This is a genomic window from Microcoleus sp. CAWBG27, from assembly GCF_020883145.1.
Classification (GTDB): Bacteria; Cyanobacteriota; Cyanobacteriia; order Cyanobacteriales; family Microcoleaceae; genus Microcoleus.
Genome location: NZ_JAHREU010000055.1, coordinates 1 through 14,731, shown reverse-complemented (window position 1 = coordinate 14,731; position 14,731 = coordinate 1). Strand labels below are relative to the sequence as shown.

General features: G+C 45.3%; 15 protein-coding genes and 1 pseudogene. 10 read left to right on the top strand and 6 right to left on the bottom strand.

Annotated features, from left to right (window positions below):
• The first annotated feature begins 39 nt into the window (after positions 1-39).
• From QZ938_RS24480 to QZ938_RS24450, 7 genes are all read left to right on the top strand, one after another.
• Entirely contained in the window at positions 40-675 is a 636-nt protein-coding gene (locus tag QZ938_RS24480; protein ID WP_293353856.1) for a Uma2 family endonuclease, read from the top strand.
• A gap of 206 nt (positions 676-881) precedes the next feature.
• The gene (locus tag QZ938_RS24475) at positions 882-1,616 is read left to right on the top strand and encodes a glutathione peroxidase (protein WP_293153765.1); all 735 of its coding nucleotides are present in this window, start codon (positions 882-884) and stop codon (positions 1,614-1,616) included.
• 193 nt (positions 1,617-1,809) lie between these two features.
• The gene (locus QZ938_RS24470; protein WP_293153762.1) at positions 1,810-2,781 is read left to right on the top strand and encodes a sodium-dependent bicarbonate transport family permease; all 972 of its coding nucleotides are present in this window, start codon (positions 1,810-1,812) and stop codon (positions 2,779-2,781) included.
• A 4-nt stretch (positions 2,782-2,785) separates the two neighbouring features.
• Positions 2,786-3,094 carry a P-II family nitrogen regulator gene (locus tag QZ938_RS24465; RefSeq protein ID WP_293153759.1) on the top strand — a complete coding sequence of 103 codons (309 nt, stop codon included), beginning with the start codon at positions 2,786-2,788 and terminating at the stop codon, positions 3,092-3,094.
• Positions 3,095-3,732: 638 nt separating this feature from the next.
• The gene (gene gap, locus QZ938_RS24460) at positions 3,733-4,764 is read left to right on the top strand and encodes a type I glyceraldehyde-3-phosphate dehydrogenase (RefSeq protein ID WP_293153809.1); all 1,032 of its coding nucleotides are present in this window, start codon (positions 3,733-3,735) and stop codon (positions 4,762-4,764) included.
• 135 nt (positions 4,765-4,899) lie between these two features.
• A complete protein-coding gene (locus QZ938_RS24455; protein WP_293353854.1) occupies positions 4,900-5,274 on the top strand; it encodes a DUF1823 family protein in 375 nt (124 codons plus the stop codon).
• Positions 5,275-5,760: 486 nt separating this feature from the next.
• Positions 5,761-6,456 carry a CsgG/HfaB family protein gene (locus tag QZ938_RS24450; protein WP_293153753.1) on the top strand — a complete coding sequence of 232 codons (696 nt, stop codon included), beginning with the start codon at positions 5,761-5,763 and terminating at the stop codon, positions 6,454-6,456.
• A 604-nt stretch (positions 6,457-7,060) separates the two neighbouring features.
• Here the strand turns inward: QZ938_RS24450 and QZ938_RS24445 are convergent.
• Together QZ938_RS24445 and QZ938_RS24440 are read right to left on the bottom strand one after the other, a co-directional pair.
• Positions 7,061-9,511: a protein phosphatase 2C domain-containing protein gene (locus QZ938_RS24445; RefSeq protein ID WP_293353852.1), complete on the bottom strand. Its 2,451-nt coding sequence runs from the start codon at positions 9,509-9,511 to the stop codon at positions 7,061-7,063.
• 213 nt (positions 9,512-9,724) lie between these two features.
• The gene (locus QZ938_RS24440) at positions 9,725-10,021 is read right to left on the bottom strand and encodes a hypothetical protein (RefSeq protein ID WP_293153747.1); all 297 of its coding nucleotides are present in this window, start codon (positions 10,019-10,021) and stop codon (positions 9,725-9,727) included.
• A gap of 228 nt (positions 10,022-10,249) precedes the next feature.
• On the opposite strand from QZ938_RS24440, the gene QZ938_RS24435 reads away from it, so the two are divergent.
• Positions 10,250-10,555: a hypothetical protein gene (locus QZ938_RS24435; RefSeq protein ID WP_293153744.1), complete on the top strand. Its 306-nt coding sequence runs from the start codon at positions 10,250-10,252 to the stop codon at positions 10,553-10,555.
• 167 nt (positions 10,556-10,722) lie between these two features.
• Here QZ938_RS24435 and QZ938_RS24430 read toward each other — a convergent pair whose 3' ends face one another.
• Positions 10,723-11,067, bottom strand: a complete 345-nt coding sequence (locus tag QZ938_RS24430; RefSeq protein ID WP_293153741.1) for an NAD(P)H-quinone oxidoreductase subunit M — start codon at positions 11,065-11,067, stop codon at positions 10,723-10,725.
• A gap of 78 nt (positions 11,068-11,145) precedes the next feature.
• On the opposite strand from QZ938_RS24430, the gene QZ938_RS24425 reads away from it, so the two are divergent.
• Positions 11,146-11,322, top strand: coding sequence for a hypothetical protein (locus tag QZ938_RS24425; protein WP_293353850.1), 177 nt, complete (start codon positions 11,146-11,148; stop codon positions 11,320-11,322).
• Positions 11,323-11,447: 125 nt separating this feature from the next.
• On the opposite strand, the gene QZ938_RS24420 is transcribed toward QZ938_RS24425, so the two are convergent.
• The gene (locus QZ938_RS24420; RefSeq protein ID WP_293353848.1) at positions 11,448-13,163 is read right to left on the bottom strand and encodes a pentapeptide repeat-containing protein; all 1,716 of its coding nucleotides are present in this window, start codon (positions 13,161-13,163) and stop codon (positions 11,448-11,450) included.
• 110 nt (positions 13,164-13,273) lie between these two features.
• On the opposite strand from QZ938_RS24420, the gene QZ938_RS24415 reads away from it, so the two are divergent.
• Positions 13,274-14,050: an ion transporter gene (locus QZ938_RS24415; RefSeq protein WP_293353846.1), complete on the top strand. Its 777-nt coding sequence runs from the start codon at positions 13,274-13,276 to the stop codon at positions 14,048-14,050.
• 194 nt (positions 14,051-14,244) lie between these two features.
• Here the strand turns inward: QZ938_RS24415 and QZ938_RS24410 are convergent, their stop codons facing one another.
• Complete coding sequence (locus QZ938_RS24410) at positions 14,245-14,580, bottom strand: ATP-binding protein (RefSeq protein ID WP_293353844.1); 336 nt, start codon at positions 14,578-14,580, stop codon at positions 14,245-14,247.
• Positions 14,581-14,637: 57 nt separating this feature from the next.
• Positions 14,638-14,731: pseudogene (locus QZ938_RS24405) on the bottom strand (IS5/IS1182 family transposase); the annotation flags it as partial.

Here is a 14,731-nt window from a genome sequence, read left to right as displayed (position 1 = left end):
TCTGCTAAAATTAGAACAACTTGTAATGAGGTAATACTAATGCTGACAATCGAGCTAGATACATTACTTAAAGAACAAGCACTCCAACGCCAAGATTCTGAAGAGCGTTACATCACGGATACAGTGAACTGGGAAGAATACGAGACATTGCTGAATCGAATTGGAGATGCACCAGGATATCGAGTTACTTATTTAGATGGAATTTTAGAAATTATCTCACCTTCTCGCCGCCATGAAAATGGTAAAACTCGCATTGGAAATTTGCTGGAAATTTACTTTGTAGAAGCTGATATTGAATATTTCCCTTTTGGGTCTACAACTCTGCGAAAAGAGGAAAAAAGTGGCGGTACTGAACCCGATGAAGCTTACTGTATTGGCACAGATAAAGAATTTCCCGACTTGGTAATTGAAGTGATTGTTACCAGTGGCAGCATCGATAAACTAGAACTCTATAGAAGGTTGAATGTGCAAGAGGTTTGGTTCTGGCGAAATGAGAGATTTTCGATCTACCATTTGCGAGAAGAGATTCCGGTTGAGTTTGTGTCAAACTGCGGTTATGAATTAATTACCCAAAGCGAATTGCTACCGGAACTTGATATCGAGATGTTGGCAGAATGTGTCAAAAATCCTCATCCGCTAGCAGCAGCAAAGGCATGGAGAGAGAATTTGCGTTAGCGAAGCTTGCAGAAGCAGGATCGATGCTAAACAGCAAGTTTTAATAAATCTGCTCGATCGCCAAGCTGTCGCCAAGACAAGGCACTGACTCTCCCACGCCCCGGAGTTTCAAGAAAAAACCAGATCCCTCTTGACAAGTCGTACTCGTTATGAGTACGGTATAGCAAGCAAGGAAATTTAACCCAAGTACCCAAGGATTCAAAATCATGCTGACGAACCACGAAGGTCAAAGAGTACCCAAAGTCACGTTTCGCACTCGCAAGGACAACGAGTGGGTGGATGTCACCACCGATGATTTGTTTGCAGGCAAAACTGTAGCAGTCTTTTCTCTACCGGGAGCATTCACTCCGACTTGTTCGTCAACGCACCTCCCTGGCTACAACGAATTGGCGAAAGTTTTCAAAGCAAATGGCGTAGATGAAATCGTTTGTATTTCCGTCAACGACACTTTTGTGATGAACGAGTGGGCAAAAGACCAAGAATCAGACAATGTGACCTTAATTCCCGACGGTAACGGTGAGTTTACCGAAGGCATGGGAATGCTGGTAGATAAAACTGATTTAGGCTTTGGGAAGCGGTCTTGGCGTTATTCGATGCTAGTCAAAGATGGCTTGGTTGAAAAAATGTTTATTGAACCGGAGGAACCGGGCGACCCTTTCAAGGTTTCCGATGCCGAGACGATGCTGCACTACATCAACTCCGCAGCAGCTAAGCCGAAGGTAGTTTCGCTGTTTACAAAAATGGGCTGTCCCTTCTGCGCCAAGGCTAAGGTAATGCTGACTGAAAAGGGCTTGGATTATGAAGAAATCGTCTTGGGCCGGGATGTCACAACCCGATCGCTCCGGGCGGTGACTGGGGCTACAACCGTGCCGCAAGTCTTTATCGACGGCAAGTTGATCGGCGGTTCCGAAGCTCTAGAGTCTTATTTGGCAACTGCTTAGTTAGGGAAAAATACTTAGGCTGCGGGTTGGCAGCGCACACCTTACTCTGTTGTGGGTGTACGCTGTCAACCTGCAACCGTCTTTAGGAATATATATCGCCATTCCCAGAGTTCGATCGCACCATTGATCCATTCTCGTGTAACAATTATTTGTGAAGTAATATTAAAAAAATCAGAAATGGGAGTGAACGATCGTGGATTTAAGCCTCGTAGCGTCAAATATCTTAAATCCACCAGTATTAGCATTTTTCATGGGAATGCTGGCGATTTTCCTAAAATCTGACTTAGAAATTCCTGCACCCATCCCGAAACTGTTTTCGCTGTACCTGCTGTTTGCGATCGGATTTAAAGGCGGCGTCGAACTGTCCCGAAGCGGAATCAACCAGCAAGTCGCCCTGACAATCTTCGCAGCGATGCTGATGTCAGCGCTAGTACCAGTTTATACTTTCTTCATACTGAAGATCAAACTCGACTCCTACAATGCCGCAGCGATCGCAGCCACCTACGGTTCCATCAGCGCCGTCACCTTTATCACCGCAACTTCGTTCCTAAAAGAATTAGGAATCGACTTTGATGGTTACATGGTAGCAGCGCTAGCATTAATGGAATCCCCTGCAATTATCGTCGGTCTAATTCTGGTAAGTGTCTTCGGTGGAGAGGAAGGAAAACGCGAAATAGTTTGGTCAGAAGTGCTGCAAGAAGCCTTCCTCAACAGTTCAGTTTTTCTGCTAGTCGGCAGCCTCATTATGGGCATTCTGACAGGAGAACACGGTTGGGAAGTTATGAGTCCGTTTACTCAAGATTTGTTTTACGGCGTTCTGACTTTTTTCTTGCTAGACATGGGTCTGGTTGCTGCTAGCAGAATTAAAGATTTGCAAGAAACAGGAATTTTCCTGATCGCCTTTGCAATCCTAATTCCTATAGTTAATGCAGCAGTTGGTTTACTGATAGCAAAATTAATCGGAATGCCGCAGGGAGATAGCCTGTTATTTTCGGTATTGTGTGCGAGTGCTTCTTACATCGCAGTACCAGCAGCAATGCGGCTGACAGTTCCCGAAGCTAACCCCAGCCTTTACATTTCAACAGCCTTAGCAGTGACGTTTCCGTTTAACATCGTTGTAGGCATTCCCATGTATTTATACGCAATCAATATGTTTTGGATGTGAACTTATGGACGCAGTTAAAAGGATAGAAATTTTTGCGAACTCGGTGGAGCTCCCAAAGATTTTAGACGGTTTAGACAAAGCTGGCGTCCCTGGTTATTCGGTGATTCGCGGTGTCGCCGGCAAAACCACTAGGGGACGCAAATCGGACGATTTAGCAATGAGTATGCTGGATAATATTTATGTGCTGGCTTTCTGCGAACCCGATAAAATATCGGCAGTTGCAGAAAATATTAGACCGGTGCTAAATAAGTTTGGCGGGGCGTGTTTTATTTCGGATGCAGTAGAATTGCTCACTACTAAGTGCGTCGGGTAGTCAGTTGATAGTTGACAGTTGATAGTTGACAGTTGACAGTAGTCATTAGTCATTAGTCATTAGTCAGTAGTTACTGATTATTGGCAGATATAGTCTTTGTCAGAAAGATTCGCGGACGTTGTTGGGCTTTAGCCCTCTAGTTTAAGGATTTATACGAGCTGTCAGGCATACCTCATCTTTTTAGGAAAGGCTATATAACAATTACCAACAGTCAACTGCCATTAGAAACCCGGTTTATTTGATAAATCGGGTTTCTGAATATCTAGCCATTTCACATTATGAAAATCAGCCATTGCTCCTGCATAAAGCAGATTGAGCTTTTACATAAGTTTTTTTTAATTAATTTAGAGTAATTTAATCAACGATAATGTGAGAAAAATCTGTGTTGATTATAGCAATTTTACAATTTTAAAATCATCAGCCATCATTAGCCAGCGGTCATTTCAGGATTAATTGCCCTTCGCTGCCCGCACCTAATTCAGAATTCTTAAGATATAGAAAAGAATCAGTTGCCCAAATCGGTTAGCGTGGTAAATTCTAAGCCACAACAGGCGATCCTCTTCGTTGGCGTAGCCCCCGTAGGGGCGGGCTTCGCTAACGCGCGATCGACTAACGATATTTTCAATAGGAGTTTAAACATGGCTGCATTAAAAGTCGGCATCAACGGATTTGGTCGCATCGGACGGCTAGTCATGCGTGCCGGCATCAAAAACCCGAACATCGAATTTGTCGGTATTAACGACTTAGTTTCGCCAGAAAACCTAGCTTATCTTTTCAAATACGACTCTACCCACGGTATTTATGACGGCGAAGTTGAAGGGAAACCAGACGGGATTGTCGTTGACGGACATTTTATTCCCTGCACTTCGATTAGAAATCCGACTGAGTTGCCGTGGGGTAAAGCGGGTGCGGATTATGTTGTAGAATCTACCGGATTGTTTACTGATTTTGACGGCGGTTCAAAACATTTGACGGCGGGAGCAAAACGAGTAATACTTTCCGCACCGACTAAAGATCCAGAAAAAGTTCCAACTTTTCTAGTAGGCGTCAACCACCACAAATTTGACCCGACAAAAGATACTGTTGTTTCTAATGCTAGCTGCACTACTAATTGTCTAGCACCAATTGCCAAAGTTATCAACGATCATTTTGGTTTGGAAGAAGGTTTGATGACGACTGTTCACGCGATGACTTCTACTCAGCCAACTGTAGACGGGCCCAGCCAAAAAGATTGGCGGGGAGGACGCGGTGCGGCTCAAAATATTATTCCTTCTTCGACTGGTGCAGCGAAAGCTGTTAGTTTGGTGTTGCCGGAATTGAAAGGAAAATTGACTGGTATGGCTTTGCGGGTGCCGACTCCTGATGTGTCTGTGGTTGACCTTACTTTCAAAACGGGGAAGGAAACTAGCTATAAAGAAATTTGTGAAGCTATGAAGAAAGCTTCTGAGGGCGAACTGAAAGGTATTCTTGGATATACTGAGGATGCGGTGGTTTCGACAGATTTTCAGGGCGATGCCCGATCGAGCATTTTTGACGCAGGTGCGGGTATTGAACTGAATTCTAAGTTTTTTAAGGTCGTTTCCTGGTATGACAACGAGTGGGGTTATTCTAACCGCGTCATTGATTTGATGATCTCGATGGCCGAGAAGGACGGACTTTTGAGTAAGTAGTATTGTAGGGTGGTTCGGCGGGGCGATCGAATGCGAACACCAATAAATCTAGATTTTGCCGCGCCGAACCTAGGATCTGGGTAGACCACCATAGGTTAAATTTTTGTTATTGTCGATCGCACTCCAAGTCGAATTATGTCTGAATTGCCACCGCTGAACAACGAAACTATTTGGGCCATCCTCAACGAAGAAATGGACGATGCTGCTGTCAACAAATTAGTTTGGCTGTATCTGGGCTACCGCCTCGATGGGGAGACTGGTAAGTGGAACAGCGATAATGTTGCTAGCGAGTGGCGCGAAGATTATCCAGAACCGCCGGATTTTATTGATTCTAGGCCCGCGACAGTGAAATTGACGCGATCGACTCTTCCTGAAAACAAGCAGTTGCTAAAGGAAAAATTGGGATTTAAGGGCTATAAAATCGGGGAATTCGGGCCGAGACAGACTCGCAGGGCGACGATGGCTAATTGGTTGATGGGTTTTATGGAGGCTGGGGCTTCATTCAGTTGACAGTTGACAGTTGACAGTTGACAGTTAACCAGGGCTGTTTCATTCTCTTGTAGGGGCGGTGCCCCCGTGCCCGCCCTCCGAGTTGGTAGAGGGGGTAGGCACGCACCATCCACTACCCCTACAAAATCGCGATCGTCCTGAGAATGAAATAGCCCTGGACAGTTGACAGTTGACAGCACTTGACATGGAAGTCCGAGGATTGGAGTAATGAATCGTCTTCTTTTAATTTTTCCCCGATCGGGCTTGGGGCTTTAAACCAATTCTTTCTGGTAAGAAAGTATCGAATATTAGGGATTGAAACATTGATCAAAGTCTTGCTCTGTTTCTATTTTTATCTGCCGTTAATTAACAAAAATTAAAGATTTTTAGCGTCAGAATAAAGTAAAGTCCGATCGCCCACACCAACATTATCGCCAGCACACCTGACATCCGGCGGTTGGGTGCACTATTCTAGAGTCTGCACAGAATCATTGTGACGAAAAATTCATGAAAACAACTACCATATCTCGCTTAACCAGCATTTCCCTAGCTACCCTAATGCTAGTCGGCGTTTCAGTAAATGCGATCGCCACACCAGACACCATCAAACCCGCAACCCAACTAGCCCAAGCTACCGCCAAAAAGCGCCTAGTAGTCATGGATTTCGACTACGGCACCACCAACAGCTATTACAGTTCCTACAGAGGAGTCGGCGCAGCTAAAGGCATCAGCGAAATGCTAATCAACGAGCTTGTCAACAACGGCACTTACACAGTAGTCGATCGCAGCAAACTCGAACAAGTCCTCAAACAAGAAAATCGTAGCGGTTCAATGGATGCCGGTACCGCAGCCGAAATTGGCAAAAAACTAGGAGTTGACGCCGTACTTATCGGCACTATTACCAAGTTTAATATCGACAGACAATCCGGCGGCGGCAGTTTCATGGGTATCGGTGGCGGTTCCCAAAAAACTAAAGCTACCGTGCAAATAGACGTGCGGTTAATCGGAACAGCTTCCGGAGACATTCTTGCCACCGCCAAAGCAGTAGGAGAAGCAGATAAAAGCGATTCGAGTTTTTCTGTCAGAGGCATTGGTGGCAATTCCGGCAGTAGCAATGAAGATGGACTTTTGAGCGCAGCAGTTGACAAAGCCGTAGCCCAAATGGTCACTAAACTTGCAGAAGTCTCTAAGAAATTAGGCTAATAAGTTTCCAACTATTTTAGATTTTAGATTTAATTATGCCAAATCTAAAATCTAAAATCTAAAATTTTAATATCGTGTCCGTTCTATTGCCTGTTAAAAAGCAATACCGTTTACTGGTATACAGTCCTGGGGGTAAACTGCTATGAAAAATAGATACGGAGATTGCTTCGTTCCTCGCAATGACAATTTTAAGTAAACCGTATTGTGTTAAAAAGTTCTTTCCCTCGTTGAGGGCGTTTTATAGAGATTGTGAATATCAATCAAAAATTGTTACTGAAATCCGCCCGACTCATTTAATATTTATTGGTAACTGCATCAAATCTGGCCGACATAGCTGTTCTCATTCTCGATTGAGCTATAGCATTTATCAGAAAGATGAGGTATGACTTTAAAAGGAGTTTTTGATGCGACCTCGCTTACTATATAACACAAGAGGGCTGAAGCCCAACAACGTACCTCACCTATCTGAGAAGGGCTATATGACAGTCTTTTAGGGGGGAAATAAAACCAAATTATCCACTGTTTGAATCCTCTTCCTTTTAGGGAAAGGTAGGCCGCAAACGGTCAATTTTCAACTGTCAACTGAAAACCAAGCCTTAATAGTTTAATTAGTTTTGGGGTTTGAGTCAGAAACAACAACGCATTTCCCCTGTTGATTCGGGTCGGGACTCGGATTAGTTGCTACCTTAGAAATAGCATCTTGTTCTTGAATCCATCCGATATCCCCTGCTTGCAATTTGGCACTTTCTACTCCCACTGTTGGTTTAACCGTGGGAGAGGGCGAGGCAGTTGCGGATGCCGGAGATGGAGAGGAATTTGCCGAGGCCGGAGATGGTGAAGCAGTTGCGGATGCCGGAGATGGTGAAGGATTTGCGGATGCCGGAGATGGTGAAGCAGTTGCGGATGCCGGAGAGGGCGAGGCAGTTGCGGATGCCGGAGATGGACTGACTGCTGGTGTTGAAACAGTAGAAAAATCCTTATTTAAGTTGGGCTTGGGAGAGTTCGATCGCGCTATTTCAGGAATCGAACAAACTTTCAATTCCAGCCAGTTGCCTTGAGGCGTAAGCTGTTTGTTTGTTACCTGCAAAACGCTACCGGCAGGGACTGTTCCCTTAACGGGCGACTCACCGATCGCAACTTGCAAATTCAAGCGATCGCCCAATGAGCCCAATTCCTCATTCGCATAACTTTTAATCTCTACAAACGTGCCTTTTTCTAAAGATTTGCTCCCAGTAGGTACAGATTCTACTGTTTTCCCCGGCCCGTTTATAGGATTAGTTAAATGGCGTTTCCCAAAAAGCGACTCCCCGGCAGTATCGATCGCCCGACCCACCGGAGGAATGAAAAAATAAGCAAATACACCCCCCAAACCCAACAAAAATACAATTTTGACCAGCAGCGTCAATAGACTTTTGCCTTTTTCTGGCAATCGTACTAACTGCGTCTTCACTTGAGAATTCGTATCGCTAAGGCTGGGGCTTTCCGTCAAATCGGTTGGCATATCCTCGCTGTCAGCAATTAGTTCCATCGGCACTTCTAAAGGTGCGACAGACAATTCTGTCAAAGTATTGCTTTCTTCCCTCAAATGTGCTTGGCAGTGAATCAAAGCTACAGTGACATTATCGTGACCGTTTCTAGTATTAGCAATCTCGATCAGTCGATCGCGCGCCTTCGCCACAGTAATGCTACCGTCGAGAATCGGCAAAATCTCATCTTCCCAACATTGCTCAACTCGGTCTTTATCGCTCAAACCGTCGGAACACAGCAGCAAAACGCAATCCTCATCCACCGGAAAACGTTGCACCGTCGGGTGGAGAGTGTTGGAAGAAGTAATGCCCAAAGCTTGAATCAGAGCTCCGGCGGCCACTTGTTCCAAAGCATCCCGGTAGAGAGAGTAGCCCAAACGCACCTCGCGGCAAGCCACATCGTCATCGAGAGTAATTTGATAGCAGCCGGTGCGGGTAATCCAGTAGGCTCGACTGTCTCCCACGTGGGCGACATAGAGCTCGTGAATGTGCGCTAAAGCCATCACCAGGGTAGTACCCATGCGCTGGCGACCTTGGCGGTGTTCCGTGTCGTTGCGACCGGCTATTTTGTCGTTAGCAGCACAAGCTGCCCGTTCCAACTTAGAAGTCAGGCTCAGCGGATCCCAATTAGCTTGATGCAGGGGCATTTGCAGCAACTTGTCCCGCAGCACAGTAATCGCCAATTCCGAAGCGACTTCGCCGCCGTCTTGTCCGCCGATACCGTCACAGACGATCGCACAAGCTTCCGATCCCGGAATTCCCGAAAACACCGTACCATCGGGCGGATAGCAAGCATCTTCGTTGTGAGCCCGCGCTCTACCGACATCCGTGCCCGTGGCAATTTCCACAGTCCGATCGTAAAATCGGCCGCATTTTGCCAGAGCTTTATCCAATTGGCTCATCAGTTGTTCGCCGTGGCGCACTTGACCGGCGACCATTTGCTGGCAAAGCTGTCGCAAAAAATTGGCGATTGCTGGGTGAGCATCATCGATCCACTGCTGCCACAATTTGCCCAATTGCGACAAACTAGGCGGTTTGCGATCGGGCTGCAATTCCAGAAACCGAACTAATTGCCCTTCCACCCGCAGCAGTTCCGGAGTCAGCAGCGTCGCAGCCACGCCCTGAGCGATAAACGGCTGCCAAACTTTGGCAATTTGCCACAGCCAATTTAGCTGTCGCATGGCGGCGGCCCCTTTCCAGGTGTCCGCCAATTCCGGCATTAATGATTCCGTCACCTTTAAAATAGGTGAGTTTTCCAGCAGCCAGATATCTCCCGAGAGCTTGCTGATCCGGGACGATACCAGTCCGTATACTTGAGGTACGTGCAACTGATAGGCAAACAGTCTCAGATAAGGAGCGATCGAACTCGGAATCTCTTCGGGCATTTCGGGCAACTGTTCCGGTTGAGTATCGACAAGAAGTCGATCGCGCTTGACCAAATAGCGACCCCCGATCAGATCGCCCGGCTTACACGCTTTGATCCCTTCACCTACAGCCCACAAATAGTGTTTTGGCACAGAGTTTTGCATAAGGGTTCCTGACGCCTTTGGGCCCAGTGCTGATCTGAACTATTCTAGCGCTTGAACCTCGATGGGTTGATACGTGGCGATTGTTTTACACCCCCGCTTTCTCAGCACGCGGGGATTTTCAAGACTTTACAGTGCTAATTTCCTGATTTTTCAGGTTCCTAGGCTCACCAAGCTAGCACTTTTCGGTGCTCTGTTATTTCTCCCGATAATGTTTTAGGCGTGAGTTTCCCCCAGTCCAGCAGTTGGTTTTAATGTCTTGTACTGACAAAAACAGTCTACCATTTTGTGGGCGCCCGCATAAATCTGGCGATCGGCTTTCATAGCTTGACCCGGGCGCGACGGAACCGAAGTCAGGAAGCTGGAGGGATCGATGTTTTTACCATATTCCCGATCGTGCCAATTTCCTAAGCAATCGCGACTTTGAGCGGGAATAGAGACTTTAACTAACTGTAATGCTAGGATGCAGGTACGTAGAAGTCCCCTGAGCCAGCAGGTATAAATAAGTATCAATTCTCACTTTGGTCGCGCAGGGCGATCGGTGCCTAGTGCCTGAGTTTCGCCACTCTAGTTAAATTTAACCTTACCCGCATACCGATGCCAGCCCCCGACAGGAGTCGCAACCAGCACAAAAAATTAGATATTAGTTCAAGCCCCCAGATTCATACCACAGATGAATCTAAAATCTAAAATTTAAAATTTAAAATCGATCGGCCTCTGCAAGCAGTTAAGTATATAACCATGCCCGTACAAGAGCCCAGTACCATTCCCGAGAATTTGCCCGAGCCAAAGCTGCTCCCTCCCGTCGAGGTAGACGAAATGCTGACTAAGATTAAGCATTCCCACGGTTTTTATTACCAAGTGATGAATCTTGAGGTGTGGGCGCTGGTGGAAACCTTGGATGGGCTATTTCCGGGCGCTTGGGGTCAGTTTATGACCAACCGCCAAGTTGCGGTAAAACAGTTTTTGCACCGCGATCCCAATTGTGCGGTAACTCCCAATAATAGCGGGAAAGACGCAGAAACGGCGGGGAGCGAGGAAGATTGATCGAGCAAGTTCGGCAATGGATTTTGTAGCGGATGTAACGGATGTAACGGATAGGAAAAAGGACGTTCGGCCTTACTCGCAATGTGCGGGATGTAACGGATAGGAAGAAGTAAGAAGGAAGAGGGAAGATTTTCTTAATCTCCCCCTCTCCCTCTCTCCCTCTCCCCTTAGAGGTGAACTTTGGCATCAACTTGAGGAAGTCCCATGCTGTAGTTGACAGCGCGGCTGTTGAGGTTGTAGCTGATTTGGCCTTTTTGTAAGAGCGATCGCACCAAGTGTTCCAATTCCGAACCAATGCGGCGGAGGTTGTATTCAGTCAAGTCTTCGCCTTCGTAGGAGTCTACGAGTTGGTCGAATTTGGCATATACCTGTTTGACTGACTCGTCGTTCCAGTTGAGTTCGTTATCAGGGTCAATGTCGATCGTCAAAAGGTCGTTGCTGGGTACGAGTTCGTTGTCTTCGAGGATGGCGGTGTATATGCGAATATGGCGGGTTGTGGACTTGAGCTGCATGAGTTCTTATTTGTAAAGATTTTTTCCTGAACCTATTGTAATGGCTGGGAGATGCGCGGAGGACTGGGATGACGAGGATTGAACCGCGAAGACGCAAAGGGCGCGAAGGAAGAGACGGGGAAAAGGGGGAAAGGGGGGGAAGGGCGATCGACTTTCAGGTTTGTAGTAGGGCGATCGTCAGGAGATAGGGCGATCGTCAGGAGATTCGCATTTATAGTTTTGGACGAAGGGGTGGCCAGAAACCGGGTTTTTTAACCAAAATACCTAGTTTCAGCCCGCTGATTCGGTAAAAAACCCGGTTTCTTGAGTCGGAGTCGGTAAGTCCTCATTTACATCGAAGACAACGGCGAAGGACTGAAGTCCTGACTACAAACATTTATTCATTCGTGGATTGTGCCATCTGGCATAATTGCACCTGCGAGGTTTGCACAATCCATCTTTGCTCCCACCAATTTGGCATCTTTCAGGTTAGTTTTATCTAAGTTTGCACAGCTCAAATTTGCTCCGCGCAAGTCTGTAGAAGTTAAGTCTGTTCCACTTAAGTTTGCTGCATACAGGTTAACCCCAGAGAGATTAAACCCACTCAAGTTTTGCCCGCTCAGATTAACGCCTTCTAAGTTTACTCCAACCAAACTTACCCCTGTTAGGTTAACCCCATATAAGTTGGCGGCACTCAAATTTGCCCCACTTAACTTAACACCACTCAAGTTAACGCCACTGAGGTTTGCATAACTTAGATTTGTGCCAGTTAAATTTACCCCACTCAAATTTATGCCACTAAGGTTAATTCCTTGAAGGTTTACCCCAGTCAAACTTACCCCTGTTAAGTTAGCACCACTAAGGTTTGCATAACTTAGGTTGACCTTAGTTACCTTCGCTTGACTTAGGTCTGCTCCTGTCAGGTTAACATTATGCAGACTTGCCTGAGTTAAGTTAGCTCTACTGAGGTTTGCTACAGTCAAGTTTGCGTTATCTAACTTTGCTTCGCTTAAGTTAGCTTGAATTAAATTTGCCTGAATTAGTCTTGCATAATACAAGGTTGACTTGGTTAAGTTAGCCTCACTCAAGTTAACTTCAATCAAATCAGCAGTGTGCAAGTTTGTTGAGTTCAAATTTGCCTTTTGCAAGTTAGCTCCAATCAAATTTACTCCTGTTAAGTTGGCATTTGCTAGATTGGCACTGCTCAGGTTTGCTTGACTTAGACTGACATTAGAGTCGAGAGTTTTGCCACTTAGATCCACTCCCGTTAGGTTAATCCCTGTAAAGTCACGTTCTCCGTCTTCATATCGTTTCCAAAATTCCTCAGCACTGATAACGGGTTCCAGATTTTTGAGTGCAGAATCATCTATTTTTTCCTCTTCCTCAGATTCCGCAATGTCAGGATTCACAGGAATAGCAGCAGGCAATTCTACCGCTTTGCTAGATACAGATTCTGCTTGCAATTGCTTGTCTACCCGATCGCTAAATTGCCTCAAAACCTCAGCATCATCAACCTTCCCACCAGCATTCGCGCCCTTCTGGGCCGCATTCTCAACATAATACTTATCCACAAAACTCTGCAACCCAGCATTATATCCCTGTCCCACCGCCTGAAACCTCCATTCGCCATTCTTCTGATACAAACGTCCAAATTCCAAAGCCGTTTCCTGCGAAAATATCTGATTTAAATTGTACCGAACCAACTCGCTTCCAGTCTCTGAATTGTAAAGCCGGATAAAAGCATTTGTAACTAAACTAAAACTTTGATTCTTTTCCTTTCCCTCGTGAAGGGTAACAACAAACACAATTTCCTGAATCGCCGAATTGATTTTACTCAAATCCACATAAACCGTCTCATCATCTCCCTCAACTTGTCCATTCCTGCTGTCTCCAGAATGCCGCACCGAACCGTCTGGCGATGTCAGATTGTTGTAAAATACAAAATACTTTTCATCGGGAATCCGACCGTCAGCCGCTAACATGAAAACAGATGCGTCAATGTCGCAGTTTTGTGCTGTTTGGCTGACTTGCCACCCCAGGGCGATCGCAATTTTATTGAAATCAGGAGATTCCTTAGAAAGATTAAATCTTTCACCCTTCGTTAATTCGATAGTCATCTTCAATAATTACCTGATATTTGAAATTAGCGCCTTAAATATTTTAAGCTATTAGTTAAAGAGGATACAACAATGTTGTGTCCCTACCCAGCCTACAATCCAGATTATTTATGTTAAACCGGAAACAAATTGCATTTTATCTAGAAGATATTGAAACACCCACAGGGAGAACCGTTAGTTTAATTATTACCGGACTAATTCTCCTCTCTTCCGCCAGCTTTATCGCCGAAACTTATCCGATTTCCCAATCCGTTAGAATCAAATTACAAACTCTCGACACCGCCCTTTTAGTTGTTTTTGCTATCGAGTATTTACTGAGGCTTTGGTGCGCTGACTATAAAATTAAGTTTATTTTTAGTTTTTTCTCTATCGTCGATTTGCTGGTGATTTTACCATTCTTTTTGGGATTTGTCAATGTCAGTTTTATTCGGATTTTTCGCTGGTTTAGAATTCTCAGACTCATCCGCTTTTTGGAATTGAAAAATTCAGTGCTTCGCATCAGCAGCGAAGATGGAGTGATTTTTTCCAGAATTCTGTTTACTTTGCTGGCGATAATTTTTGTTTATTCTGGTTTGATTTATCAAGTTGAACATCCCGAAAATCCTGAAGGTTTTGGGACTTTTTTGGATGCTGTTTACTTCTCGGTTGTCACGATGACTACGGTGGGATTTGGCGATGTTACTCCGATTTCGGAATCAGGTCGTTTTCTGACTATTTTGATGATTTTGACTGGAATTGCTCTGATTCCTTGGCAATTGGGGGATTTGATCAAGCAGTTAGTTAAAAGTGCTAATCAGGTAGAAACTGTTTGTACGGGTTGCGGTTTGTCTGTACATGATGCTAATGCTAAATTCTGTAAAATATGCGGCACTCAGTTAGATAAATGATCGGAGGTAATTGGGAATGGGCATTGGGTATTGGGCATTGGCCAAACAGGTCATTGGGCATTGGGCAATGGGCATTGGGCATTGAGCATAGGGCATTGGTTATTAGAACCAACCAATAACTAATAACTCATAACCAATAACCAATAACCAATAACCAATAACCAATAACTAATAACTAATAACCAATAACTTCTTTAAGCTAGCGGTAACAAGATTTCAAATTCGGTACCGATGCCTAATTGCGATCGCATTCTGAAGGCGCCGCCGTGTTTGCCGGTCACGATTTGATAGCTAACGGCTAAGCTGGTTTCTTTGAGGGCACGTTTTTCGGTAGAGAATGATTCTAAGATTTTATTGTACTTGTTAGGTGACATTCCTGGGCCGTTATCTGCTATGCGAATCGAAACCCAGCGAACGTGTAGTTTATCCAAATCGCTCGCAGGTTCGGGACAGCAGACTTGAGTTGTGATTTCAATTTGAGGCTGGCGCCCGAAGTCTTTTATTGCTCCACCTTTGAACTCTTTCGCCAATTCTTGACCGACTGCTTCGTTAATTAATAGACCTCTTGCGAAAGTCTCAGGCGAGCGCTAATTTGTCTTCAAAGAAAGTTCATAATTATAAATGCCAGCAATCAAATTAAATCTCAATCCGAAGCGTCTTCTTCGATTTCGATATCTCGAC

What these genes read in the sequence shown, in the direction of transcription:
- QZ938_RS24480 (WP_293353856.1), top strand. Translation starts at nt 40, where the DNA reads ATGCTGACAATCGAGCTAGATACATTACTTAAAGAACAAGCACTCCAA.
- QZ938_RS24475 (WP_293153765.1), top strand. Translation starts at nt 882, where the DNA reads ATGCTGACGAACCACGAAGGTCAAAGAGTACCCAAAGTCACGTTTCGC.
- QZ938_RS24465 (WP_293153759.1), top strand. Translation starts at nt 2,786, where the DNA reads ATGGACGCAGTTAAAAGGATAGAAATTTTTGCGAACTCGGTGGAGCTC.
- gap (WP_293153809.1), top strand. Translation starts at nt 3,733, where the DNA reads ATGGCTGCATTAAAAGTCGGCATCAACGGATTTGGTCGCATCGGACGG.
- QZ938_RS24455 (WP_293353854.1), top strand. Translation starts at nt 4,900, where the DNA reads ATGTCTGAATTGCCACCGCTGAACAACGAAACTATTTGGGCCATCCTC.
- QZ938_RS24450 (WP_293153753.1), top strand. Translation starts at nt 5,761, where the DNA reads ATGAAAACAACTACCATATCTCGCTTAACCAGCATTTCCCTAGCTACC.
- QZ938_RS24445 (WP_293353852.1), bottom strand. Translation starts at nt 9,511, where the DNA reads ATGCAAAACTCTGTGCCAAAACACTATTTGTGGGCTGTAGGTGAAGGG.
- QZ938_RS24435 (WP_293153744.1), top strand. Translation starts at nt 10,250, where the DNA reads ATGCCCGTACAAGAGCCCAGTACCATTCCCGAGAATTTGCCCGAGCCA.
- QZ938_RS24430 (WP_293153741.1), bottom strand. Translation starts at nt 11,067, where the DNA reads ATGCAGCTCAAGTCCACAACCCGCCATATTCGCATATACACCGCCATC.
- QZ938_RS24420 (WP_293353848.1), bottom strand. Translation starts at nt 13,163, where the DNA reads ATGACTATCGAATTAACGAAGGGTGAAAGATTTAATCTTTCTAAGGAA.
- QZ938_RS24415 (WP_293353846.1), top strand. Translation starts at nt 13,274, where the DNA reads ATGTTAAACCGGAAACAAATTGCATTTTATCTAGAAGATATTGAAACA.